The organism is Brachybacterium halotolerans (genome assembly GCF_016623465.1).
In the GTDB taxonomy this organism is placed as follows: domain Bacteria; phylum Actinomycetota; class Actinomycetes; order Actinomycetales; family Dermabacteraceae; genus Brachybacterium; species Brachybacterium halotolerans.
On sequence record NZ_JAEDAJ010000006.1, the window covers coordinates 80,573 to 105,577 of the forward strand.

Genomic DNA, 25,005 nt, shown 5'->3' on the forward strand with positions numbered 1-25,005 from the left:
CGCTCGCAGCCCCTCTCCGGGCGCTCACCGGAGTCTCCCCGGGAGCTCACGGGCAGCTCTCCGTGCGCTCCGTGCACCGAAGGAGCCGGGATCGAGCTGACACGGTGCAAGAATATGTCCATGCCCAAGATCATCGGAGGCTCCCTGGAGGAGCATCGCGAGCGGACGCGCGAGAAGATCTTCTCCGCGCTCGGCGAGCTCATGGAGACCGAGCCCTTCGAGGACATCACGTTCTCCCGCATCGCCACCGTCGCCGGTGTGGGCCGCACCGCGATGTACAACCACTTCCCCGACAAGGACACGCTCCTGGTCGAGTACACGATGCACGAGACCAGTGACTACCTCGACCAGCTGCGCGAGGGCATCGAGGGCGCCTCCACGCCCGTCGAGGCGATCGAGCTCTACGTGCGCACCCAGCTGGGCCTGAGCACGTCCTTCCACCTCTCGAGCACGCGCGGGCGCGTGAACCTCGACCCGGACATCGCCCGGAAGATGCGCGAGCACGTCGTGCTGATCGAGAAGGTCCTCCACTCGATCCTGGACGACGGCGTCGCCTCCGGCGATTTCAGCGCCGACCTGGACGTGGACGCGAGCCTGCGCATCATCAACGCGATGCTCATCGGCCGCACCCTGCCCCCGGGGACCGACGAGACCGCGCTCGTGCGCTTCATCCAGAGGGCGCTCGGCGCGAGCGTCTGAGAGCGCCCGACGCGGGCGCCTGAGGCGGGACCGGGTCAGGGCACCGCGGTCAGGGCACCGCGCTCAGCGCTTCTTCTTCGCGCCGCGTCCCTTCTTCTTCCGACGGGACGAGCCCGAGGCCGCCGCCGCGCCCGCTCGGGCGGAGCCGGTGGAAGCACCGACGCCGTCGGACGCATCGGTCCCGTCCTCCTCGTCGTCATCCGCCCAGTCCATGAGCAGGGGGTTCGTCGAGTCCGCGGTGTCCTCCCCGTCATCCTCGACACGAGCGAAGAGGGGCTTGGAGCTCTCCCCGAAGTCGTCCTCGAGGTCCGTCTGCGGGGCGGTGATCTCGTAGAGCCAGCAGGCGCCGAGCGCGAGCAGCGCCACGAGCGCCACGCCCCAGCGCAGGAACTCGTTGGTGCCGTCGATCATCGCGTTGATCATCGAGGCCACCGAGAGCACGCCGATCAGGGAGCCGACGAGCGCGCCCATCGAGATGAAGGTGCCCAGGGCGTTCCGCAGCCCGCCCATCAGCACCGTGGTGCCGAGCGCGCCCGAATGGCCCCACGAGCCCGGGCCGCCGTAGCGGCCGCTCTCGATGACGCGCACCGAGGAGGTGCCGAGGCCCGCGGCGAGCGTCGAGGCGACGGCCGTCGCGAGGGCCGCGAGCACCAGGGTCCCGACGAAGGCCGGGAGGGCCGACGGGCCCAGGCCGAAGCCCGCGACCACCGGCATCAGCGCGGCGATCGCGACCGGCGCGAGGGCGGCGCGGCGCGAGGTGAGCGGGAGGTCGTCGAAGTCCATGGTGTCGCGGCCGTCGAGGATCGCGGCGCGGGTCTCGACGACGGCGGCGACGCCCAGGCGGCGCAGGCCGTGCAGCAGCGAGGAGGCGATCAGGGCGATCGTCACCACGCCCAGGGCGATCCCGCCGAGCACCGCGACCGAGTCGGGCGTCATCGCGTGCAGGGCGCGGTCCTCCCAGACGCTCTTCGCGCGCGAGGCGCCGGCGACCGCGGTGACGATCGTGGCGAGGAAGGGCAGGGCGGCGAGGGCCGCGACCAGCTGGACGCCGACGGCGGTCTCCGCGCCGCCGGTGCGGCTCGCATCGCGCCACGGCTCGGCCGTGCCGGGACGGTCCGCGAAGGCGCCCGAGGTGTGCAGGGCGGCGCTCGCGGCGATCACCACGAGTCCGCCGAGGCCCGCGAAGGCCACGAGCGAGAGGGCGAGGGCCGGGACGCCCTCGGCGAGCACCGCGAGCACCGCCAGCACGAGCGCGCCGAGCGCGAGGACGCCGGCGGCCGCGAGGGCCGCGGTGCCCAGCACCGTCATCGCGCCGAGGGCGCCGCCGGTGCGGCTGCTGCGGGCGGCGCGCAGCGAGGCGGCCTGGTGCGGGTCGAGCACGCGCGCGGCGAGCAGCTGGGCGAGCAGCGTGATCACGGCGCCGAGGGCGAAACCCAGTGCGGCGAGCGCATTGGGGTGCGTGCCATAGAGGGTGAGGGTGTCCAGGAAGGTGTTCGCGTAGTGCGACTCGTCGGTCGCGGTGATCCACTGCGACATGTCGGAGATCGCCGAGGTGATCTGGCTCTGCAGGTCGCTGCGGGGAACCGGCGAGTCGGACCCCGTGAGCGCCTTGTCGGTGAAGCTGCCCATGCCCACGGCGGTGAAGCGCAGGTTCTGGTAGCTCGAGGGCAGCCACAGCGCGACGCCCGCGATCATCCCGCCGACGCCCAGCAGGGCCGGCACGAGCTGCCCGGCGCGCAGGGCCGTGCGCTCGCGGCCCTCGCGGCCGGTGTGCGGGAACAGGGCGACGACGAGGGCGACCGCGACGGCCACCGTGAGGGCCAGGATCGTGATGCCCAGACCGTGCGTCGCGAAGACGGGCACGGAGACGCGGATGCCCGCCGCCGCGAGGGCCGCCGTGAGCGCGACCAGGGTGGCCGCGCGGGCGGGGCCGCGGCGCAGCAGCTGCGCGAGACGCAGGTGGGGGCCGCCGGGGTTGGTCTCGTCCTCGGCGTGGATCTCGTTCTCGTCGGAGCCGACGAGCATGGTCGCGGCATGCCCCGTGCCGTGGGCGAGGGAGGCGATCGCGTGCAGGGCGAGCGCATAGACGGCCGCACCCGCGGCGTAGGCGATGATCGGCGAGGCGGCATCCTCGCGCATGAAGTACACGGACAGCGCGACGGGCAGTGCGCCGATGCCCAGGGCCGTCGCGACGAACAGGCCTCCGAAGCGGGAGATCGCGCGCGGGCGGTCGCTCGGGGCGATCCCGAAGGCGCTCATCATCATCCCGCTCCCCCGCCAGGCGGCGAGCGCTCCGGCCATCAGGCCGATGAGGAAGAAGCCGATGCGCAGGATGCGCACGTCAGTCGAGCCGGGGACGAGCAGCAGGAGGAGACCCGCGGGCACGCCCACCCAGCCGGCGACGACGGTCGCCGTGGTGACGAGCGAGCCCAGTCGGCGGCCCAGGTCGCGGTCGACCGCGGGGTCGCCGGTGTCCGAGTCCTCCTCGGTGAGCAGGTCGGGGTCGTCCTCGTCGGCCGGGGCGATGCCCTCCTCCGCCTCGCGCGCCTCGAGGTCCTCGGCGCTCTCGGTGTCCCCAGCGGAGCTCACGGTGGCTCCTGCGTCGCTCCCGGCGGCGGACGCGCGGGCCGCCCCCTTCCGGCTCGCGCGGGACTCCGCGCGGCGCCGGGCCACGGCCGCGCCGTGATGGGCGAGGCGCGGGGGGATGATCGCGCCGAGCACGATCGCGGCGACGGCGAGCACGCCGAGCACCAGGAGCAGGACGGCGTTGTCCTCTCCGAGAGCGAAGTCGGTGATGAACTCCACGGGGTCTCCTGCCTGGTGGGACGGGCCGAGAGGACGGGCCCGTCGTATCGTTCCTGACGGATCGTGCCTGGGGAGGCTGGGGAGGGGCTGGGCCGGACCGGGTCAGTCCATCAGCCCAGCAGCGAGAGGTCCAGGACGTCCGGGGCGCCGTCGACGACGCGGATCGGGACGCCCCAGTCCTGCTGGTGCATGTGGCAGGCCGGGAACTCGACCGAGGGATCCGCGTCGCACGAGGCGGCGCGCGCGTTCACGTGCAGCACGCCGTCCGAGTACGCCGGGTCCAGCACCACCGTGCGCTCGAGAGCGGTCGAGGTGCCCGATCCGGAGGTGAGCATCGAGGTGGGCGTCGTCGAGATCGACACCTGGGTCGAGGGGCCCAGCGAGTCGTCGAGCTTGTGCCCGGGCGGCGGGGTGAACAGCACGCGCACCGTGAGGGAGCCGGGGCCCACCTCGGTGACCGGGCGGGAGGTGCGCTGCGCGCCCTCGTCGAGCACGCGCTCGGCGGCGCGGGCCACCGGCACCCAGGTGAGGCGGTGGGCGCCGGACTCGACGACGATGAGCTGGCCGATGCCGTCGATCGGCGCGCCGATCACCGCGCCCGAGGGCTCGGTGAGATCGGTCGCGACGGTCACCACGGTGCCCTTGCCGTCGTCGCCCGTGAGGTCGATGAGGCGGATGGCGCCGTTGTAGGTGTCGCAGACGGCGAGGCGGCCGTCGGGCAGCGAGGTCACGCCCAGCGGGTGCTGCAGGCGGGCGTGATCGGCGGAGCCGTCGACGTGCCCGAAGTCGAACAGGCCCATGCCCACGACGGTGCGCACGGTGAGGGTCTGCGGGTCCAGCAGGCGGATCGCGGAGGACTCGGAGTCGGCGATCGCGAGGGTGCCGTCGTCCATCTCGTCGATCCCGGAGGGCTGCGCCCACCAGGAGGAGACGAGGGCGCCGTCGACGAGGCCCTCCTGGGTGGTGCCCGCGAGCACGGCGAGCGAACCGGTGCGCGGGTCGAACGTCCAGATCTGGTGGATGCCGGCCATCGTGATCACGGCGCGATCCAGGGCATGGGACCAGGTGAGGTCCCACGGCGTGGAGAGCGCGAAGCCGAGCGGGTCGCCCTCGCCCGTCGGCAGGGGCTGGCCCTGCATCCACTGCGCGCCGTCGCCCGCGACGGTGCCCACGATGCTCGTGGTGCGCGAGCGCAGCAGGCGGCTGCGGCCGAGCTCCACGGAGCGCAGGAGGTGGTTGGCGCTGTCGGCGACCAGGACCTCGTAGCCGGCCTCGTCGGCGACCTCCGGCGGGAGGACGAGCACGCCGTTGGGCTCGGCGAACAGGACGTCGGGTGCGTCGCCGTCGGCACGGCCCCGTCGGCCCTCCCCGATGATCTCGGAGACCGTCGAGCCGTCGGGCTCGAACACCACGAGGCGGTGCTGGCCGGCGTCGGAGACGATGAGGCGGCCGTCGTCGAGGGTGGCGACCTTCGAGGGGTAGCGCAGGGTCTGGGGCACGCGGTCGGCGATCACCGTCGGCGCGGGGCCGCGGCGCAGGGAGCCGTCGGCCTCCCCCTCGGCGACGAGCTGCGCGGCGAGCGCGTCGATGGTGTCCGCATGGCCCTCGCCCGAGAGGTTCGCGGCGATGCGGCCGTGGGTGTCCAGCACGATGAGGGTGGGCCAGGCGCGCGCCCCGTACTCGCTCCAGGTGCTGAGCTCGGGATCGTCGAGCACCGGGTGGGTGATCTCGTAGCGCTCGATGTTCGCGGCGAGGGCGTCGGCGTCCTTCTCGAACTCGAACTTCGGGGAGTGCACGCCGACGACGACGAGCTCGTCGGCCCACTTCTCCTCGATCGGACGCAGCTCGTCGAGGACGTGCAGGCAGTTCACGCAGCAGAAGGCCCAGAAGTCCAGGACGACGACCTTGCCGCGCAGGTCCTCGAGGTCCAGCTCGACGCCGCCGGTGTTCAGCCAGCCGCGGCCGCGCAGGGCGCTCCCGTGCACGCGGACGTCGCGCGCGGCGCCGCCGGCGGGGCCGGACGAGGGGCCGCCCGCGGGCGGAGCGGAGGCAGATCCGTCGCTGCTGGCAGGTCCGTCGGTCGCTTCGCCTGATGAAGTCATGGGGTCAAGTCAACACCGAGGCGCGGCGCGCGTGCCAGTCAAGCCCGCCATGCCGACGGGTCGATCACACCCTGAGAGCGTCGACCTGGACGTACGTCGGAGTGTGACGACGGGGCCGACGGCGCCGACGGGCCCGCTCACCAGCTCTCGATCCAGCTCAGCAGGCCGGGGTCGGCGAGGGTGCGCAGGGAGAGGTCGGCGGGCGGGGCCTCGCCGTCCTGCGGGATCGTGATCAGGCGCAGGCCCGCCGAGCGCGCGGCCCGCGCTCCTGTGTGGGAGTCCTCGAAGGCGAGGGCCTGGGCGGGCTGGGCGCCGAGGGCGCGCGCGCCCGCCTCGTACATGTCCGGGAACGGCTTGCCGCGCTCCACGGTGTCGGCCGACTCGAGCACCCGGAAGTAGTCGCGCAGGCCGGCGCGGCCCAGCTTGTCCTCGAGCATCTCGTGCCAGGAGTTCGAGGCGCAGGCGATCGGGACCCGCGAGCTCGTCGCGGCGAGGACCTCGTGCACGCCCGGGAGGACGTCGAGGTCGCCCGCGACGTCGCTGCGGAAGCGCTCGCGGGTCGCGTGGAGGACCTCCTCGTAGGGGGCGTCCGCGAGGTCGGCGATCACCCGGGAGGCGTCCTCGACGGTGAGCCCGAGCGGCAGGGCGCCCTCGGCGGCAGCCGGGTCCACGCCGTAGCGGGCGAGGATCGCGGGCTGCGTGCGGTGGCTCCACGCGGTCTCCGTGTCCAGGAGCATCCCGTCGCAGTCGAAGACGACGGCGCGCGGCGTCCAGTCGCCGAACGCCTCGCGGAAGCGGTCGCCGGACGTGCCGGGGGCGGCCGCGTCAGGGACGGGCGACTCGGGCGACGGCGCTGCGGGCGCGGGGGCGGGACCGGGCGTCGGGGCGGGGGTGTTCATCGGGCTCTCTCCCAGGTGCGGATCCAGGCATGCAGGTCGGTGTCCTCGAGGCTCGCCAGGGTGCGGTCGGCGACGGGCCGCTGCCCGGGGATCGAGGGGACGGCGATGAGGGGCAGACCGGCCGCGCGGGCGGCCGTCGCACCGGTCTCGGAGTCCTCGAAGGCGAGGGTGTCGGCGACGTCGGCCCCCAGCCGCCGTGCGGCCTCGACGTAGATGTCGGGGGCGGGCTTGCCCTCGGCGACGTCGTCGACGCTCACGGAGGTGAGGACGACGTCCCCGATGCCGAGGCCCTCGAGGGCGTCGTCCAGAAGATCGCGCGGGGAGTTCGAGGCGATCGCGACCGGGACGCGGGCGGCGACCGCGCGCACGGTCTCGACGGCGCCGGGCAGGATCCCCACGGCATCCGTGAGGGCCTCCTTGTGCAGAGCCATGAGCTCGTCGGCCGCGGCATAGGGGTCCTGGCCGGTCTCGGCGGAGAGCCTGCGCACGACGGTCTCGACGCTGCGCCCGGTGAGCGACCTGCGCGTCTCCTCGTCGATCGTCGCGCCGTGGCCCGCGAGGTAGCGGGCCTGCGTCGCGAGCCACTCGGACTCGGTGTCCACGAGGAGCCCGTCGCAGTCGAAGACGACGGCGCGCGGAATCCACCGCGGCGGCCAGGTCGCCAGCGGGGCGGGGTCAGGAGCGGAGGGGGTGGAACTCACCCCCCAAGGCTCTCACGTCCCGGGCCGCGCGGACGATGCGAACCCGGCGACCGCTGGGCGTGCGAGCAGGCCGTGACCAGGGCGGGAACCGGATGTTCACGCGATGTTCCGGGCTCCGTTCACCCGACCGTCAGCAGCGGGCGGGGCGGGCCGGACGGAGCCCAGCCAGGCCCGCCCGACCCGGTCTGCCCGGGCCCGTCCCCGCCTCAGAGCCCGGCGACCGCCGCGAAGCCCTTGTCGAGGTCGGCGAGGATGTCGTCGATGTGCTCGAGGCCCACCGAGAGCCGCACGAAGCCGGGCTCCACGCCCGCGGCGCGCTGCTCCTCCTCCGTGAGCTGCGAGTGCGTGGTCGAGGCCGGGTGGATGACGAGACTGCGCACGTCGCCGATGTTCGCCACGTGCGAGTGCAGCTCGAGGGCGTCGACGAAGGCCACGCCCGCCTCGCGCCCGCCCTCGAGCACGAAGCCCAGCACCGAGCCCGCGCCCTTCGGGAGATACTTCTGCGCGCGCTCGTGGTATGGCGAGTCGGGAAGGCCCGCGTAGGCGACCGAGGTGACCCCGGGCCTGGTGGTGAGGTTGTCCGCGACCTTCTGGGCGTTCTCGACGTGCCGCTCGATGCGCAGGGGCAGGGTCTCGACGCCCTGTGCGATGAGGAAGGCGCTGTGCGGCGAGACCGCCGGTCCGAGATCGCGCAGCAGCGCCACGCGCGCACGGATCGCGTACGGAGGCAGGTCGGGCGCGATCGAGCTGTACACCAGGCCGTGGTAGGCCGGATCGGGCTCGTTGAACAGGGGGAACCTCTCGGGATCGGCCGAGAAGTCGAAGCTGCCGCCGTCCACGATCACGCCGGCGATCGCGGTGCCGTGGCCGCCCATGAACTTGGTCGCGGAGTGCACGACCACGTCGGCCCCGTGCGCGAGCGGGCGCAGCAGGTAAGGGGTCGCGACCGTGTTGTCGACGATCAGGGGGACGCCGGCCTCGTGCGCGATCGCGGAGACGTTCTCGATGTCCAGGATGTCCTGACGGGGGTTCGGGATGGACTCGGCGAAGAAGGCCTTGGTGTTCGGGCGGACCGCGGCGCGCCAGGAGTCGAGGTCGTCGGGGTCCTCGACGAAGACCGTCTCGATGCCGAGCTTGCTCAGGGTGTGCTTGAGCAGCGAGTACGCGCCGCCGTAGAGGCTCGGGGAGGCGACGATGCTGTCCCCCGCCTGCGCCACGTTGAGGATCGACAGCGTGATCGCGCTCTGGCCGGAGGCGACGAGGAGTCCGGCGACGCCGCCCTCGAGCGCGGCGATGCGGTTCTCGACCGCCTCCTGGGTGGGGTTCGTCAGGCGGGTGTAGATGGGGCCGAGCTCGGCCAGGCCGAAGCGGTCGGCGGCCGCCTGCGCGCTCGGGAACACGAAGCTCGTGGTCTGGTAGATCGGCAGCGCGCGGGCGCCGGTGTCGGAGTCCGGCGTCTGGCCGGCGTGGATCGCGAGGGTCTCGAAGTGCGGGGCGAGGGCGGTGTCGTTGTCGGGCATGGGGACACCGTCGGCGAGCACCGCGCGCGAGCGCAAGGATCGCGCGCGAACGTGAACGGGTGTGACGCAGAGGGATGGCCGACCATGCCCCGGTGGACGTGGTCAGCTTCGAGATCGAGGGGCGGCTCCCGGCCCGTCGAGCTCGAGCACCCGGCCCGTCCACCGCCGGCGGAGCCAGCGGTCGTGGGAGGCGATGATCACGGTCCCCTCCCACTGCCCGATCGCGCGCTCGAGCCGGGTGGCGAGGTCGAGGCTCAGATGGTTGGTGGGCTCGTCCAGCAGGAGCAGCGACGGCGGGGAGGTGAGCAGCGCGGCGAGCGCCGCCCGGCGCTGCTGGCCGCGGGAGAGCTCGCCGAGCGGACGGTCCAGGTCGCGCGGATGCACAAGGCCCATGAGGTCCGGCACGCCCTCGTCCTCCGGGGTCCCTCCGAGCATCCGCCGCACGCTCGAGCGCTCGTCGATCTCCTCGTCCTGGGCGAGCAGCGCGCGATCTCGCGTCACCGAGACCGTGCCCCGATCGGGATCGAGCAGCCCTGCGAGCAGGGACAGGAGCGTCGACTTCCCCGAGCCGTTGAGCCCGGTGATCAGCAGCTTCTCCCCCGCCGAGACGCTCAGGGACGTCGGCGCGAGGCGGCGGGCGAGGCCCGCGTCCGCGACGGAGACGAGGACCTCCCCGGCGCTGCGGCGCCTGTCGCCGCGGGGCATGCCGGTGAAGTGGAGCTCGGCCGGAGGCTTGCGGATCTGGGACTCCTCGAGCTCCGCGAGGCGTCGTTCGGCGTCGCGCACGCGCCGGGAGACGACGCTCGCGTGGCGGTCCGCGTAGAACTTCTTGGCGGCCTTCGCCTCGGTGCGCGGTGCGCGGCCCTCGTGGCCCACGCTGTGGCCGGCCTTCACGCTCTCCCGCAGGCGGTCCAGCTCCTCCTGCTCGTCGCGGAACCGCCTCTCCCAGCGCTCGCGCGCGTCCAGGCGCGCAAGCAGGTAGTCGGTGAAGGTGCCGGTGTACGCCGTGAGGCCGCCGACCTCCTCCCCCAGCGGCGTGGGCGACGGGTCGAGGTCGAGCTGGGCATGCGTGGCCTCGTCGAGGAAGGCGCGGTCGTGGCTCGCCACCAGCACGGGACCGGGGTGCTCGGCGAGCAGACCCGCGAGGAAGCGCGCGCCCGCGTCGTCGAGATGGTTGGTCGGCTCGTCGAGCAGCAGGGTCGTCGGCCGGGTGATCAGCAGGTGCGCGAGGGCGAGGCGTCCGCGCTGCCCGCCGGAGATCTCCGCGAGCAGACGGTTCGACGGGACGTCGGCCAGCCCCAGGCCGGAGAGGACCTCGGCGGCACGGGTCTCGGCGTTCCAGACGTCGGCCAGGGTCGCGCGGGCCAGCAGCGCGTCGTAGCGGGCGGCGGCGCGCGGCGAGTCGTCGACCGCGAGCTCCGCCCCCGCCTCCGTGAGGGACTCCTCGAGCCGTCGCGCATGGGTGAGCGCCTCCTCGACGACCTGGGCCAGCGTGGTCGTCGCGGGGTCGTGCGGGAGCTCCTGGCGCAGGAGGCCGACGGGGCCGGGCGTCTGCACCTCGCCGGACTCGGGCTCCTCGACCCCCGCGAGGATCCGCAGCAGCGTCGACTTGCCCGAGCCGTTCTCCCCCAGCAGCCCCGTGGGCGTGCCGGCCGGGACGGTGAGGGAGACGTCGGTGAGCACGCGGCGGGCGCCGTAGCGGTGGGAGATCCCGTCGGCCCGCAGGTGGAGTGCGGAATCGGCGCGGGAGGAGGAGAGGCTCGAGGGCTCGGCACCGGGAGCGGTCCTGGAGGATGCGGCGGTGCGCGGGGCGGGTGAGGTCATGGATCGGCTCCGAGATGTCGTCGGGACGCGGACGGGGATGCCGATCAGATGCTCATGGATCTCACGCTAGCCCGTGCCGGTCCCGCGGCGATAGGGATTTTCGGTCGGCGTCGGCCCGACGGCGCACCCGTGCGCATCCGGTGCGCACCGGGTGAGGCAAGATCCCTGCAGTTCATCGCCTGTGTCACGGTCCTCAGACGCAGGGTTCGCGGAGCGGGGGTACTGCCAGGGACTGCCACCGCCCGGCGGTCGGGCGGAGCATGGATCCCACGACCGTCCGCGGCAGCAGCCCGGGCGCCGGCCACCGGCACGAGGAGGAGCAGATGCACACGAGGACACTGGGACAGGGACTCGAGGTCTCCGCGATCGGACTGGGCGCGATGGGGATGTCGCAGTCCTACGGCCCCAACCCCGGCAGCCGTGAGGACATGATCGGGGTGCTGCGGTTCGCCGTCGAGCACGGTGTCACCTTCATCGACACCGCCGAGGTCTACGGGCCCTATGACAACGAGCGCCTGGTGGGCGAGGCCATCGCCCCGATCCGCGACCAGGTCGTGGTCGCCACCAAGTTCGGCTGGAACATCGTGGAGGGGACGATGCAGGGCACCGATTCGCGTCCGCAGCAGATCCGGAAGGTCGCCGAGGAGTCCCTGGAGCGGCTCGGCATCGAGCAGATCGACCTGTTCTACCAGCATCGCGTCGACCCCGATGTCCCGATCGAGGAGGTCGCGGGGACCGTCGGCGAGCTGATCGCCGAGGGGAAGGTCGCCCACTTCGGGCTCTCCGAGGCCGGCGCGGAGACGATCCGCCGCGCCCATGCGGTCCAGCCCGTGACCGCCGTGCAGAGCGAGTACTCGCTGTGGACCCGCGATCCCGAGCCGGAGGTGCTGCCGGCCTGCCACGAGCTCGGCATCGGCTTCGTGCCGTTCAGCCCGCTCGGCAAGGGCTTCTTCACCGGCACCGTCACCCCGGACCAGGACTTCGGCGACGGCGAGATCCGCGCCCGCGTCCCGCGCTTCGAGGCCGAGAACCTGCGCCGCAACCAGGCGCTCCTCGATGCGGTGGGCGCGCTCGCGGACGAGCGCGAGTCCTCCCCCGCGCAGATCGCGCTGGCCTGGCTGCTGGCGCAGTCCCCGTCGATCGTCCCGATCCCGGGCACCCGCCGTCGCGAGCGTCTCGTCGAGAACGCGGGCTCGACGCAGGTGCGTCTCTCGGCCGACGACGTCGCCGCGCTCGACGCCCTGGCCGCCCAGGTGGGCGTCGCCGGCGACCGCTACGACGAGAATGGGATGCGCATGGTCGGGCTGTGAGAGCGGCGGGCGACGGGCAACGCACGCTGGGCGCCCGGTGCCGGATCGGTACCTCCGACCCTGGTGGGCCGGGTCGGGGAGCGTGAGGATGGGGCCATGAGCGCATCGCACGCCCCGCAGCCCCGTCCGTCGTCCGCTCCCGACCACGCGAGCGCCGCCGCGCCGCCCACCGGCGGGCGCCTCGCCGTCGTCGGCGCCGGCGCCGTGGGATCCTCGGTCGCCTACGCCGCGATGCTGCGCGGCAGCGCCCGCAGCATCGCGCTGTACGACATCCGCGCCGAGAAGGTGCGCGCCGAGGTGCTCGACCTCGCGCACGGCTCCCCTCTCGCGGGCGGCGCGGAGATCACGGGCGGCGACGACGTCGCGTGCGTCGCCGGGGCCGACGTCGTCGTCATCACGGCGGGCGCCGCGCAGGCTCCGGGGCAGACCCGTCTGGACCTCGCCGGCACCAACGTGAAGATCCTCGAGAGCCTCATGCCGCAGCTGCTCGCGCAGGCCCCTGATGCCGTGTTCATCCTGGTCACGAATCCCTGCGACGTGCTGACCGTCGCGGCCGACGCACTCGCGGACCTCCCCCGCGGACGCGTCTTCGCCTCGGGAACCGTCCTGGACACCTCGCGTCTGCGATGGCGGCTCGCGGAGCGGCTGGGGATCGCCCCGCGCAGCATCCACGCCACGATCATCGGCGAGCACGGCGACAGCGAGTTCCCCCTGTGGTCCTCGGCGCACATCGGCCAGGTGCCGCTGCAGGACTGGACCGACGGGGCGGGCGCGGCGGGTGCGGCGGGCGCGGCGGACACCCCCGCCCTCTCCCGCGAGGAGCTCGACCGCCTCGGCCACGAGGTCGCGGGCGCCGCCTACGAGGTCATCCAGGGCAAGGGGGCGACGAACCTCGCGATCGGCGTCGCCGCCGCCCGCATCGTCGAGGCCGTGCTGCGCGACGAGCGCGCGGTGCTGCCGGTCTCGAGCCCGCTCACCGGCTACCGGGGGATCTCGGGCGTCGCGATGAGCGTGCCCTCGATCGTCGGCCGCGCCGGTGTCGAGCGGACGCTCGAGGTGCCGATGGACGAGGACGAGCGCGCACGGCTGCTCGCCTCGGCCGATGCCCTGCGGGAGGTCCAGCGCAGCCTCGGGCTGTGAGGGGGGAGGCTGCGGCTCGCGGTCATGTCGCCGACCGGCGTATATGGGACATCTCTGCCATATATGGCAGAGACGTCCGCTCACGACCGTTCGACGACGTCGGCCACCTCATCAGCGGGTGCCGGCGACCTCATCAGCGGGTGCCGGCGGCCGCGCGGACGCCGACCGCCCCGCCGTGCTCAGCTCAGTGCACGCGGCGGTCGTCGACGGCGGCGCGGGTGCGGCGCAGGGCCTCGCGGCCCAGATCCGGCACGCGGGTCGCGACGGCCACGAAGATGCAGTCCACGACGGTGAGCTGGGCGATCCTCGAGGCGGTCGCCCCCGAGCGCAGATCCGACTCGACGGCGGCGGTGAGCAGGACGTCGTCGGCCGCCTTGGCGAGCGGGGAGCCCGCGGCGCCGGTGACGGCGACCACCCGGACGCCCGCCTCGTGGGCGATGCGCGTCGCGTCGAGCAGCTCGGCGGTGCGGCCCGAGTGGGAGAAGGCGATGAGCACGTCGTCCGAGTCGAGCAGGGCGACGGCGGGCAGCCCGTTGTGGGCCTCCGTGTGCACGACGGCGGGCAGGCCGAGCCGGGCGAGCTTCTGCTGCTCGTCCGTGGCCGCGAGCCCCGAGGCGCCGACGCCGAACAGGACGATACGGCGGGCGGGGGCGACGGCGTCGGCCACCCGGGTGAGCGCTTCGAGGTCGAGCCCGCGCACGGTGTCGTGCACCGCACGGGAGTCCGCCGCGGCGATCTTCCCGGTCATCGTCGCGATGTCGTCCGAGGGGTCGATGTCGCCGTCGCTGCTGTGGTCCTCTCCGGCGGTGGCTGCGGCGACGGCCTCCTCGTGGAGGCGGAAGCGCAGGTCACGATAGCCGCGGAAGCCGAGCTGGCGGGCGAACCGCACGACGCTCGCCTCCGAGCAGTCGGCCTCCCGGGCGAGGTCGCCGATGGTCATCGAGGCGACGCCCGCCGGGTCGGAGAGGATGAGGTCGGCGATGCGGGCGAGAGCAGGCTTGAGGTCGCCGCGCAGGCTGCGCAGCCTCAGCAGGAGCGGCGGGGTGCTCATCGCCGGTCCGTGGACGGCATGTCCTGCTGCGTGCTCATGGTGACTCCTTCGTCGTGAGGCTCGCGACCGCGCTGCGGATGCCCGCCGGGTCGCCCCGTCGCCCGGGGTCCTTCCCGAAGCGTACTGCGGCGACCTCCGCATCCGTGACATCCGCGTGCGCGAGGAGCGCCACCAGGGCGACGCGCACGCGTCCGCCCGCCTCCTCCAGCACCTCGGCGGCGTGCTCGGGCGACTCGCCCGTGGCCTGCACGAGCATCCGCACGGTGCGCGCGACGAGCTTCTCGTTCGTCGGCCGCACATCGATCATGAGGTTCTGGAAGGTGGTGCCGAGCCGCACCATGGTCGCGGTCGACAGGGCGTTGAGCACGAGCTTCTGGGCGGTCGCGGCCTTCATGCGGGTCGAGCCGGTGACGGCCTCGGGGCCGACGTCCACGAGCACCGCGACGTCCGCGAGGAGCGCGAGGGGCGCCTGCGGATTGGCCGCGATCAGCCCTGTGGACAGGCCCCTCTCGCGGGCCGCGGCGAGGGACCCGCGCACGAACGGGGTGCGTCCGCTCGCGGCCAGGCCGATCACCACGTCCCCCTCGCCGCACTGCTCGGCGACCAGGTCGGCGCCCGCGTCGGCGTCGTCCTCCGCGCCCTCCACGGCGCGGGTCATCGCGGCGATGCCGCCCGCGAGGTGCGCGGTGACCATCTGCTCGGTCGCGCTGTAGGTGGGGAGGAGCTCGACGGCGTCGAGCACGCCCAGGCGCCCGGAGGTGCCCGCACCCACGTAGTGCACGGTGCTGCCGCCCGCGATGGCCTCGACGCACAGGTCGACGAGGCGGGCGATGGGCGCGGAGACCGCCTGCACGGCACCGGCCACGAGGGTGTCCTCCGCGAGGATCGTGTCGACGAGGTCGGGGGCGTCCAAGGTGTCGAGCTCGTGCGTGCGCGGGTTGCGCTCCTCCGTGGGCGAGGCGAGCGCGATGAGGTCCTGCCAGCGCTCGGCGGGCTCCCTGCGCTCGGCGGGCTCCCTGCGGACGGCCGGGTCTGCGTGGACGGCCGGCTCGGTGGGGGCGTCGGGCTCGGTCTGCTCGGTCAACGGGCACCTCCCGGTGTGCGGTGGTCGGGTCCGAGCAGCCGCAGGCGCCGTGGGGGTCGGCGCGCGGCGGGGGCGTCGGACGGGTCGGACGTGCCGCGCGGGGCGGCGCAGCACGGATCGAGGCCGGTGACGGGCACCGGCGGGGTGAGGGAGCCCAGCACGGCGGCGCTGCGGGCGCCGGTGACGGGCCCTCCGTCGGGGCCGACGGGCAGGGCGGGAATGCCGTGCACCGAGAGCCAGCCGATCACGGCCATGAGCAGGGCCTCCTTGGCGTCCGAGGGAACGCCGAGGTCCTCGCTCGAGCGCAGCGGCACCGGGTCGAGCAGGGCCGCCAGGCGCGCGCGCAGCACGGGGTTGCGCATGCCGCCGCCGGAGCCGTGCACGACGGGCGCGCCGGACTCGCGCACGAGGTCGGCGACGGTGCGGGCGGTGAGCTCGGTGAGCGTCGCCAGCAGGTCCGGCAGGTCGAGCCGCGCGGCGCGGGGGCTCATGCGCTCGACGTACTCGGCGTCGAAGTGCTCGCGGCCCGTCGAGCGCGGCAGCGGGAGCGCGAAGAAGGGATCGGCGAGCAGCTCGTCGAGAGCGCGCTGGTCGACCGTGCCGGAGGCGGCGAGGCGGCCGTCCTCGTCGCAGTGCATGCGCCCGGCCGTGGCCCGGCGCACGGCGGAGTCGAGGAGGGCGTTGGCAGGGCCGACGTCGCCGGCGCGGACCGTCGGCGACGCGGCGCCGGACGCGCCGTCGGGAGCGGCGCAGTCGGCTGGGGCGGAGTCGGCCGGGGCGGGAGCGGCGGAATCCGCGGATCCGGCGGCCTCGACGAGCGTCACGTTCGCGATCCCGCCGAGGTTGAGCACGGCTCCCCCGTCCTCCCCCAGGAGCATCACGTCGAGGACCGGCGCGAAGGGGGCGCCCTGTCCCCCGCGGGCGACGTCCGCGCTGCGCAGGTCGTGCAGGACGCTCGCGTGCGTCGCCTCCGCGATCCGCGCCGCGTCCCCGATCTGCAGGGTGCCCAGCACGCGGCCGTCCGGAGCGGCCCAGTGGTGGAGGGTCTGGCCATGGGAGACGACGAGGTCGGCGCCGCCTGCGCCGGTCGTGCCGCCCGCGGCGCCCGTGCCGCCTTCGCCGACGGCGCGCTCGAGCACCCGCGCGGCGACCTCGCCGAGGTGGGCGCCGATCTGCGCGTGCAGCATGTCCCAGGTGGCGACGTCGCTGCTCGCGGGCGGGAGCACGTCCAGGATCGCCTCGCGCAGCGGGCCGGGCCAGGGGTGCTCGTCGACGTCGAGCAGGCGAGCCGTGAGCACGTCGGGGTCCGAGGGGTCGCGCGCGAGGTCGACGAGGGCGGTGTCGACGGCGTCGGCCGAGGTGCCGGACATCATGCCGAGGACGCGCATCGTGACGGGCTCACGCCTCGAGACGGGTCCGCTCAGCGTGACGGGCCCGCTCATCGCGGCTCCCGCCCGGCGCGCAGCAGCAGGTCGACGGCCGCGCGCATCATCGTCAGCGAGCTGCCCAGGGTGCTCACGCTCTCCCGGTGATCGAGGGCGGCGTCGGGGACGCCGGTGTGGACGAGGATCGCGTCGGGCCGCACGCGCAGCGCCTCGGCGACGCGCTCGGCCTCGGCGGCGTCGGAGCGCGGGAGCCGGGTGACCACGAGGACCTCGGCGGCGCCGGAGAGATCGCCGGGGTACTGGGCCTCGGTGACGTCGATCCCGCGCTCCCGGAAGGCGCCGACCAGGTGCGGGCTGCGGGAGCCGGAGGCGTGGTCGGCGCGGACGCGGGCGTCCGCGACCACCACCGGTCCCCCGCCGAGGGCGGCGTGGCGGGCGGTGACCGCGCGGCGCGCGGCGTCGGCCCCGATCTCCTCGAGCTCGCGCAGGGCATCGGGGATGCTCCGCCTCGGCTCGACGCCGCGGCGAATCCGCAGGGAGCGGATGGCGGCGCGCGTCTGCGCGGCACGTCGGCCGATCTCCTCGCGGTCCAGGCGCCCCGCGTCGAGCGCGGCGAGGATCGCGTCGTGCGCCTCGCGGACCATCTGCGCGGCGTCGCGGCGCAGCGAGGTGCCCAGGCACAGCAGATGCGCGCCCGCCTCGAGCGCGCGCACGGCGGCCTCGCCGAAGCCGGGATCGGCGGCGACGGCGGCCATGTCCAGGGCGTCGGTGACGACGAGCCCGTGGAAGCCGTTCCCGGAGACCTCGTCGAGCAGGGTCGTCGACCAGCGCGAGAGCGAGGCGGGCCCCTCGCCGAGGGAGGGCACGAGGATGTGCGCGGTCATCACCGCGTCGAGCCACGGGGCGATCTGGAAGGGGGCGAGGTGCTCGCGGCGCATGTCCCGCGCGTCGAGGTCGATGCGGGGCAGGGCGGTGTGGGAGTCGACGGACGTGGCGCCGTGCCCCGGGAAGTGCTTGCCGGTCACGCCGAGTCCGGCGCTGCGCAGGCCGCTGGCCATGGCCCGGCCGTGGCGGGAGACGCGATCGGGGTCGTCGCCGTACGAGCGGGTGCCGATCACGGGGTTCGCCGGGTCGGTCGAGACGTCGAGCACCGGGGAGAGCACGAGGTCCATGTCGCACGCGGCGAGAAGCTCGCCGAGGGCCTCGCCCGCGCGGGCCGTGAGCGCGACCTCGTCGATCTGCCCGAAGGCCCAGGCGCTGGGCAGGGATGACCCGGTCGCCGCCTGGAGGCGGGAGACGTCCCCGCCCTCCTCGTCGATCGCGACGAGCACCTCGTCGCAGCGCTCGTGGATCGAGGCGGCGAGGGCGGCGGCCGTCTCCGGATCCGGCGTGTTGTAGCCGAACAGGATGATGGATCCGAGGCCCGCGTCGAGCGCCTCGCCCGCCCAGTCCGGGAGCGTCGTGCCCTCGAGCGGGGCCATGAGCAGGGTGAGGACGTCGCGGTCCCAGCCGGGCAGCCTGCTCATCCCTTCACCGCGCCCTGGGTGAGGCCGCTCGCGAGGTTGCGCTGGACGAGGACGAAGAAGATCACCACGGGCAGCGCGATGATCGTCGAGGCGGCCATCACCGCGCCCCAGTTCGCCGTGTTCTGCGTGAAGAAGCTGCGCAGCCCCACGCCCACGGTGTACTTCGAGCTGTCCTGCATGAAGGTCAGCGCGAAGATGAACTCGTTCCAGGCGGTGATGAAGCTGAACACGCTGGTCGCGACCAGACCAGGGGCGACCAGCGGGAACAGGATCGAGCGGAACATCCGCAGCCAGTTCGCGCCGTCCACGTAGGCGGCCTCCTCGAGCTCCTTCGGGACCGCGGCCACGAAGCCCCGCAGGTTCCAGATCGCGAAGGGCAGCGAGAACGCCAGGTAGACGATGATCAGGCCCAGCATCGAGTTCAGCAGGTGCAGGTTGCGCGCCTGCAGGAACAGGGGGATCACGAGCGCCTCGAGCGGCACCATCTGCACGAGCAGCACGAGGATCAGCACCTGGGTGCGCAGGCGGAAGCGGAAGCGGGCCACGGCCACGGCGGCCAGCAGCGCGATCGCGCCGGAGATCAGCACGGTGCCCAGGGCGACGATGGCCGAGTTCTTCACGTAGTCGAGGAACCCGGCGTCCACGAGCACGAACCGGAAGTTCTTGAGCGTGAACCCGGTGGGCAGCCAGCTCGCGCCGCGCCCCAGCGGATTCGGGTCCACGGCCGTGGAGAGCATCCAGTAGAAGGGGAACAGCGAGAACACGAGCACCAGCACCACGCCGACGGCCTTGCCGGCGGCGGTCACGATGCGCCGCGGGCTGCGGCGACGGATCGCCGCGCGCTGGGCGGTGCGCTCGGCGGCGGTGGGCGCGGGGCCGACGGGGCCCGCGGGGGCGGTGCGGTCGGCGGGGGCGGTGCTCACAGCTCGTCCTCCTTCATGAGCGAGCGCATGTAGATCACGGAGATCACCAGCAGCAGGAGCGTCAGCAGCACGGCGATCGCCGATCCGCGTCCGTAGAGGCCCTGGGCGAAGGACTCCGAGTACGACCACACGCCCAGGTTCATCACGTCGCGGTTGGTGCCGTTGCCGCCGGGCATCAGGTAGATCTGCGTGAAGACCTTGAAGTCCCAGATGGTCGACAGGATGATGCAGACCGCGAGGATCGGGCGGATGCCCGGGATGGTCACGCTGCGGAAGCGGGAGAGGGGGCCCGCGCCGTCGAGCGCCGCGGCCTCGTAGAGCTCCTTGGGGACGGTGCCGAGGCCCGCGAGCACCGTGACCGCGATGAACGGGAAGCCGTGGTAGACGACGTTCGCGGTCGCGATCGCGTAGAACGCCCAGCGGTTGGCGAACCAGTTCCAGGAGCCGGCCTCCATGATCCCCAGCTGGTCCAGGGTGCTCGCGACCAGGCCGTTCAGGGGATCGAAGAGCCACACGAACACGTACGTGCCGGTGATCGCGGGCACCGCCCACGCGACCATGATCGCGGTGGTGCAGATGCTGCGCCACCAGGTGCCCAGACTGTTCAGGAACAGGGCGACCACGATCCCGACGACCATCGTGAGCACCACGCACACGATCGCGAAGCCCACCGTGTTGGGCAGCACCGTGCCCCACAGGAACGGATCGGAGAGGATCTCCCGGTAGTTCGTCAGGCCCGTGTAGTTCGAGTCGCCGCGGATGAGGTTGCGCAGCCGGTAGTCCTGGATGGACAGGTTCAGCACGCGCACCAGCGGCCACAGGAGCAGGACGGCGAGGGTCACCAGTCCCGGGGCGAGCAGGAGCCAGGGCGCGGAGCCGCGCTGGAGTCGGCGGCGCACCGGGACCCGTCGGCGCTCGAGGGTCCCGGTGGCGTTCGCGGCGTTCTTCGGGGTGGAGGTGGCCGCGCTCATCCGCCGAAGATCTTGTCCATCTCGGTGGCGGCGGCGTCGGCGGCCTGCTGCGGCTTCGTGCCGCCGAGGACGTCGCTGAACAGGGTCGACAGGGTCTTCTTGCCCTCGATCTGCCCCCAGGCCGGGGTGACGGGGACGGTGGTGCCGCCCTCGGTCATCTGCTGGGCGAAGACCTTGGTGAGGTCGTCGCCGTCGGCCACGACCTGGTCCAGGGCCTTCTGCTCGCCCGGGAAGTAGTTGGTGTCCTTGGCCCACTGGGTCGCGAACTCACCGGTGGACATGAGCTTGATGAGCTCGAAGGCGAGCTCGGGCTCCTCGGTCTCGGTGAAGCGGCACAGGAGCGAGCCGCCCAGGAAGGAGGGCGCGACGGCCTTGTCCTTCGCGGGGATCGTGAAGGCGACGAGGCGCTTGAAGAGCTCCTCGTCGTCGGCCTTGATCGTCGCGGGCACCCACGAGCCGGTGATGAACATGGCGACCTTGCCCTGCTGGAAGGCGGCCAGGGAGTCCGTCTCGAGCCAGCTCGAGGCGGCCGCGGTCGACGCGTCGTGCTTGAGCGCGAGATCCGTGTACCAGGTGATGCCCTCGACCGATTCGGTCGAGTTGATCGTGGCCTTCCACGTCCCGCCGGACTCGCTGGCGATGTCGCCGCCCGCGCCCCACACGAAGGGCATGCCGGCGAAGATCGAGCCGCCCGCGACGGGGAACGGGATGATGTCGGGGTTCTTCTCCTTGAGCGTCTCGATCATGCTGAGCAGGTCGTCCCAGCTGCCGGGCTGCTCGGTCACGCCCGCGTCCTCGAGGATCTTCCTGTCGGCGAGGATCGAGCGGACGCCCGCGTACCAGGGCATGCCGTAGAGCTCGTCGTCCAGGGTGCCGGCGTCCACGAGGCCCTGGACGAGACCGTCCCCGATGCCCGCCTCGTCGACGTCCTTGGTGAGGGGGTCGAGGCCGCCCGCGTCGGCGAACTCGGGGACCCAGGTGGTGCCGACCTCGGCGACGTCCGGGCCGGTGCCGCCGCTCATGGCGGTCACGAACTTGTCGTGCGCGCCGTCCCAGGGCTGCACCTCGACCTTGAGGGTCGCGCCGGTCTTGTCCTTGAACGCCTTGGTGATCGCGTCGACGTACTCGTCGGTCTTCGCGTTGGTGCCCTGCATGATCCACAGGGTGATGGTCTTGTCGGCGTTGGCCTCGGTGTCGGTCGGGTCGCTGCCGCCCGAGCCGCCCGAGCAGGCGGCAAGGCCCAGTGCGGCGGAGCCGGCGGCCCCGGCGGAGAGAACACCTCGTCGTGAGATCATCGGAACTCCTCACAGCTGTCGGGTCGGCACGTGCCGGGCGGCACTGTGGATATCGTCTCGTCGTCGAGCGATGCGGGAACCGCGTCGAGAAGCAGCGTCATCGAGGATCCGGGGACCCGGTGATGACACCCTCCGGGATCGCTCCCGGAGCCGAACGTCAAGAAAACTTCCCTCGCCGATCTTCTATGCTGAAGTTACCACGATGAAGGAGGTCCCGTGCAGGCTCCCCAGGACCGTGACCGAGCTGTGACGTCGCCCGTCGTGCTGGTGGCGGACGTCGGCGGCACCCGCAGCAGATTCCTCGTCGCGCCGGTCGATCCGGACGTTCCGCCGCTCATGGCCGAGCCCGTCACGGGGCCCGGTGCGAACCTGCGCTCGAGCGGCCCCGGGGCGCTCGCGGCGCTCGCCGAGCCGGCCCGTCGGGCCCTCGAGGCGGCCGGGATCGACGGCCCCGCGGCCGCGCGGGAGCGCGTGGGCGCGGCGGTGCTCGGACTCGCGGGCAACGGCGCGGCCCGCCGACGGGAGATCACCGCCGCGGTGGCCGAGGCGCTCGCGCCGCTCGGCATCGAGCCGGACCGCCTCACAGCGACCGACGACCACCTCACCGCCTTCCTCAGCGCGGACGTGGGCGAGGACGGCCTGCTGCTGCTCGCCGGCACCGGCTCCGTGTGCGTGCGCTTCGAGGACCGCCGTCCCGCGGAGCGCTGCGACGGGATGGGGTGGCTGCTCGGGGACGTGGGCTCCGCGGTCTGGCTGGGGCGCGCCGTGCTGCAGGCCGTCGCCGCCGACATCGACGGCCGCGGGCCGCGCACCCGCCTCACCGAGTCCCTGGGCGACGTGCTCGAGCTCGATCTGCGCGACGGGCTCGTGCCGCGCTCCCCCACGGGCGATCCGCGCCAGGACCTGGTCGCCGCGATCGACCCGCTCTCCCCCGCCGAGCTGGGCCGCTTCGCGCCGCTGCCCGGCTCCCTGTGCGAGGACCAGTTCGACGAGGTCGCCCGCGGGATCCTCGACGGCGCGGGCCGGCACTTCTCCCGCACCGTGCAGCGCCTGGACCCCGAAGCGGCGCTGCCCGTGGTGCTCGCCGGCGGCGTGCTCACGACCCCCGGGCCCATCCACGAGGACCTCGTGACCTGGCTCGAGGCGGCAGGGCGCACCGTGGCCCCGGTCCAGGACGGGCTCGCCGGGGCGCTCCGCCTGGCCCGCCAGGCGGCGGGCGGGCCCGACGGCGCCATCGGCCCGATCCGATGAGCGCGCCCGCGGAGGACTCGGCGCCCGATGACCCCCGCGCACCCGACGACCCCCGTGCAGAGGCACGCGCACGCGCGCGAGAATCCGCGGCGGCCTCGGCGCGCCGCCGTCGCGAGCGCCTGCGCCGCGCGCGGGAGCGCCGCGCCCGGCGGGTCGAGCGGGAGGCGGACCTCGCGCTCCGTCTGCGCTCGGAGAGCCGTCGCAACACGATCGCCCTCAACGTCACCGTCGTCCTGTCCCTCGCCGCCACCTTCGCGCTGAGCTCGCTGTTCCCGAGCGAGCGGGAGCGCGCGGCGATCTCCCTGCCGGGCGCCTTCGCCGTCATCGCGATCACCGTGTACGCCGCGAGCTTCGCGCTGCTCACGCACTGGACCTTCCATCGCCTCCCGCGGCGGGACGTCGTGATCGCGGCGCGCCTGGCGCGGGCGCGCCGCACCTCCCCCTGGCTGCGGTGGGTCGCGGGGCGCGGATCGGTGAGCTCCGAGGCCCTGGGGCTCGTGCTGCTCGCGGTGCTCGCGATCCTGCTGCTCCTGCTCAGCGAGCCCGGCCCCTACCGCGTGGTGCTCCTGGTGACGACGATCGCCGCGATCCTGTGCACCTGGTACTCCACGGCCGTCACCCTCGCCGTCGAGTACGCCGCGGCGGACGGCCACGGCGACGCCTTCGAGCTGCGCACACCGCGGCGCGGCTTCGACGAGTACCTCTACGTGTCCATGATCGTGCAGGTCTCGGGCTCGGCGAACGAGAACGTGCCGCTCACGAGCGGAGCCCGTCGCCTGGTGCGGCTCCAGGCGCTCCTCGGGCACGTGATGACCTCCGTGGTCGTCGCGCTCGGGATCTCCGTCGTGATCACGGTCCTGTGATCGCTGCGGGGTGATCACTGCGGCGTGATCACTGCAGGACGATCACCACGCGCTGGGACCCCGCGGCCGGGGTCGCGGATAGGATGGCCGCGCCCCACGGCGTCGGCGCCCCGCCCGGACCCTCGCGTCCGACGGGACCCGCGCGCCGGGGGCCACGTACCGCAAGCCCCGATCGGAAGGCCCTCCGCGATGTCCCACGCCTCCGCCACGCAGCAGACCTCCGCCGAGGACGCCGGCGTCGACGTCCCCAGTCGCGAGAAGGTCCTGGTCGTCGGCGCGGGTCCCGCGGGCCTCGCCGCGGCGGCCGCGCTGAAGGCGCTCCGCGTGCCCTTCGACCTGGTGGACGCGGGCAAGGACGTCGGCGGCATCTGGAGCACCTCGCGCGAGGGCTCCCCCGTCTGGCCGGCGATGGAGATGATCTCCTCGACGCAGTTCACGCAGTACGAGGACATGATCCAGCCGGTCTCCTTCCCGACCTTCCTGCGCCCCGCGCAGATGTCGAAGTACCTGCGCGCCTACGCCGCGCGCTACGACCTCACCGACCACTTCCTGCCGCGCCTCGTGGTGCGCACCGCGAAGCCCTTCGAGGAGGGCGTGTGGCAGGTCGAGTTCTCCGACGGCCGCGTCACGGTCTACCGCGCGATCGTCGCCGCCCATGGCGTCTCCTCCCGCCCGCACCTGCCGGAATGGGCCGGCGACGTGCCCGGGGGCATCCGCACCCTGCACTCCTCGCAGTGGGAGAGCAGCGACGGCCTCGAGGGCCGGCGCGTGCTCGTGGTCGGCTCCGGCCAGTCCGCGGCCGACATCGCCGTGGACGCCGCCCGCCGGGCGCTCGAGGTGCGCTGGTCGGTGCGCACCGGCCACTGGATCGTCCCGCGCACGATCGGCGGGAAGCCGGGCGACGTCGCCGCCTCGCACGAGCCCTCCGTGCTGGGCGGGCTGAACGAGAAGATCGCCGAGCAGGTCGTGCGCCGCGCCGTCGGCGACCCGGAGTCGCTGGGCCTGCCCGGGCCCGCCGCCCCCCTGCTCGAGGACGCCGTGATCGTCTCCGACGAGATCGCCCCGCGCATCCGCGACGGCCGCGTGACGCCCACCGGCGACGTCGAGGCGATCGGCGAGGACGGCACGGTGTCCTTCACCGGCCACGGCCGCGCCCACGCGGACTTCGCGCCCGATGTCATCGTCTTCGCGACGGGCTACGAGCAGGGCGCCGACTACCTCCCCGACGACGTGGTGCCCCGCACCGCGAGCGGTGCGCTCGACCTGTTCCTCGGCGCCTTCCCGCGCGGTCGCTCCGACCTCGTGCTGCTGGGCCAGCAGCGGGTGAACGGCGGCGTGCTGCCGCTGCTCGTCGAGCAGGCCGACGTCGCCGCCTACGCCCTGCACGCCGAGCGCGAGGGCACTCCCCAGGCCGCGCAGTTCCGGCGCCTGCGCGAGGGCGCTGACTCCCAGGTGCCACTGCCCGCCGAATCCGGTCTGCGCGGTCGCCTCGGCGCCCTGCTGCCGCCGCGCCGGGAGGACCGCCGCGGGTCGGGGGCATCGGCCCGGAGCGCATCGGGTTCCGGTGCGGCCGACGGCGACCGCGCTCTCGTCCCCTTCGTGGATCGCGAGCTGCTGCTCGCCCGCCTGCGGTCGGTGCGCGAGCTCTTCGACTGA

General features: G+C 73.7%; 19 protein-coding genes. 6 read left to right on the forward strand and 13 right to left on the reverse strand.

From position 1 onward, the window contains the following. Positions 1 to 120: 120 nt before the first annotated feature. Positions 121 to 699: a TetR/AcrR family transcriptional regulator gene (locus I8D64_RS11275; protein WP_200502810.1), complete on the forward strand. Its 579-nt coding sequence runs from the start codon at positions 121 to 123 to the stop codon at positions 697 to 699. A gap of 63 nt (positions 700 to 762) precedes the next feature. Here the strand turns inward: I8D64_RS11275 and I8D64_RS11280 are convergent, their stop codons facing one another. The 6 genes from I8D64_RS11280 to I8D64_RS11305 all read right to left on the reverse strand — a co-directional run bounded on the left by I8D64_RS11280 (position 763) and on the right by I8D64_RS11305 (position 10,550). Next, complete coding sequence (locus I8D64_RS11280) at positions 763 to 3,504, reverse strand: pyrophosphatase (RefSeq protein ID WP_200502811.1); 2,742 nt, start codon at positions 3,502 to 3,504, stop codon at positions 763 to 765. Between the two features lie 110 nt (positions 3,505 to 3,614). Continuing rightward, complete coding sequence (locus I8D64_RS11285; RefSeq protein WP_200502812.1) at positions 3,615 to 5,606, reverse strand: thioredoxin-like domain-containing protein; 1,992 nt, start codon at positions 5,604 to 5,606, stop codon at positions 3,615 to 3,617. A gap of 137 nt (positions 5,607 to 5,743) precedes the next feature. Next, a complete protein-coding gene (locus I8D64_RS11290) occupies positions 5,744 to 6,505 on the reverse strand; it encodes an HAD family hydrolase (RefSeq protein WP_200502813.1) in 762 nt (253 codons plus the stop codon). Continuing rightward, positions 6,502 to 7,206 (reverse strand): HAD-IA family hydrolase, encoded by a 705-nt coding sequence (locus I8D64_RS11295; protein WP_200502814.1) that lies wholly within the window; start codon positions 7,204 to 7,206, stop codon positions 6,502 to 6,504. The genes I8D64_RS11290 and I8D64_RS11295 overlap by 4 nt, the downstream gene beginning before the upstream one ends. Before the next feature lie 206 nt (positions 7,207 to 7,412). Next, entirely contained in the window at positions 7,413 to 8,726 is a 1,314-nt protein-coding gene (locus I8D64_RS11300) for a bifunctional o-acetylhomoserine/o-acetylserine sulfhydrylase (protein WP_200502815.1), read from the reverse strand. A 102-nt stretch (positions 8,727 to 8,828) separates the two neighbouring features. Next, positions 8,829 to 10,550 (reverse strand): ABC-F family ATP-binding cassette domain-containing protein, encoded by a 1,722-nt coding sequence (locus tag I8D64_RS11305; protein ID WP_200502816.1) that lies wholly within the window; start codon positions 10,548 to 10,550, stop codon positions 8,829 to 8,831. 323 nt (positions 10,551 to 10,873) lie between these two features. Between I8D64_RS11305 and I8D64_RS11310 the strand changes: the two genes are divergently transcribed. Beyond that, positions 10,874 to 11,860, forward strand: coding sequence for an aldo/keto reductase (locus I8D64_RS11310; RefSeq protein ID WP_200502817.1), 987 nt, complete (start codon positions 10,874 to 10,876; stop codon positions 11,858 to 11,860). Positions 11,861 to 11,956: 96 nt separating this feature from the next. Then, positions 11,957 to 13,000 carry an L-lactate dehydrogenase gene (locus tag I8D64_RS11315; RefSeq protein WP_200502825.1) on the forward strand — a complete coding sequence of 348 codons (1,044 nt, stop codon included), beginning with the start codon at positions 11,957 to 11,959 and terminating at the stop codon, positions 12,998 to 13,000. A gap of 184 nt (positions 13,001 to 13,184) precedes the next feature. Here I8D64_RS11315 and I8D64_RS11320 read toward each other — a convergent pair whose 3' ends face one another. From I8D64_RS11320 to I8D64_RS11350, 7 genes are all read right to left on the reverse strand, one after another. After that, positions 13,185 to 14,051 (reverse strand): MurR/RpiR family transcriptional regulator, encoded by an 867-nt coding sequence (locus I8D64_RS11320; protein WP_200502827.1) that lies wholly within the window; start codon positions 14,049 to 14,051, stop codon positions 13,185 to 13,187. Between the two features lie 34 nt (positions 14,052 to 14,085). Further along, positions 14,086 to 15,135, reverse strand: a complete 1,050-nt coding sequence (locus tag I8D64_RS11325; protein ID WP_214651209.1) for an N-acetylmuramic acid 6-phosphate etherase — start codon at positions 15,133 to 15,135, stop codon at positions 14,086 to 14,088. After that, on the reverse strand, positions 15,132 to 16,577 hold the full coding sequence (locus I8D64_RS11330) for an anhydro-N-acetylmuramic acid kinase (RefSeq protein WP_246482984.1): 1,446 nt from the start codon (positions 16,575 to 16,577) through the stop codon (positions 15,132 to 15,134). The genes I8D64_RS11325 and I8D64_RS11330 overlap by 4 nt, the downstream gene beginning before the upstream one ends. Further along, positions 16,574 to 18,046: a glycoside hydrolase family 3 protein gene (locus I8D64_RS11335; protein WP_200502829.1), complete on the reverse strand. Its 1,473-nt coding sequence runs from the start codon at positions 18,044 to 18,046 to the stop codon at positions 16,574 to 16,576. The genes I8D64_RS11330 and I8D64_RS11335 overlap by 4 nt, the downstream gene beginning before the upstream one ends. Beyond that, positions 18,043 to 18,879 carry an ABC transporter permease subunit gene (locus tag I8D64_RS11340; protein WP_200502994.1) on the reverse strand — a complete coding sequence of 279 codons (837 nt, stop codon included), beginning with the start codon at positions 18,877 to 18,879 and terminating at the stop codon, positions 18,043 to 18,045. The genes I8D64_RS11335 and I8D64_RS11340 overlap by 4 nt, the downstream gene beginning before the upstream one ends. Positions 18,880 to 18,965: 86 nt before the next feature. Next, entirely contained in the window at positions 18,966 to 19,940 is a 975-nt protein-coding gene (locus tag I8D64_RS11345) for a carbohydrate ABC transporter permease (RefSeq protein ID WP_200502831.1), read from the reverse strand. After that, positions 19,937 to 21,235: a sugar ABC transporter substrate-binding protein gene (locus I8D64_RS11350; RefSeq protein WP_200502832.1), complete on the reverse strand. Its 1,299-nt coding sequence runs from the start codon at positions 21,233 to 21,235 to the stop codon at positions 19,937 to 19,939. The genes I8D64_RS11345 and I8D64_RS11350 overlap by 4 nt, the downstream gene beginning before the upstream one ends. A gap of 216 nt (positions 21,236 to 21,451) precedes the next feature. On the opposite strand from I8D64_RS11350, the gene I8D64_RS11355 reads away from it, so the two are divergent. The 3 genes from I8D64_RS11355 to I8D64_RS11365 all read left to right on the forward strand — a co-directional run bounded on the left by I8D64_RS11355 (position 21,452) and on the right by I8D64_RS11365 (position 25,005). Next, positions 21,452 to 22,486: an N-acetylglucosamine kinase gene (locus I8D64_RS11355; protein WP_343068548.1), complete on the forward strand. Its 1,035-nt coding sequence runs from the start codon at positions 21,452 to 21,454 to the stop codon at positions 22,484 to 22,486. Next, positions 22,483 to 23,349, forward strand: coding sequence for a DUF1345 domain-containing protein (locus I8D64_RS11360; RefSeq protein WP_200502834.1), 867 nt, complete (start codon positions 22,483 to 22,485; stop codon positions 23,347 to 23,349). Before I8D64_RS11355 ends, I8D64_RS11360 begins: the two co-directional genes overlap by 4 nt. Positions 23,350 to 23,538: 189 nt before the next feature. After that, the gene (locus I8D64_RS11365) at positions 23,539 to 25,005 is read left to right on the forward strand and encodes a flavin-containing monooxygenase (RefSeq protein WP_200502836.1); all 1,467 of its coding nucleotides are present in this window, start codon (positions 23,539 to 23,541) and stop codon (positions 25,003 to 25,005) included.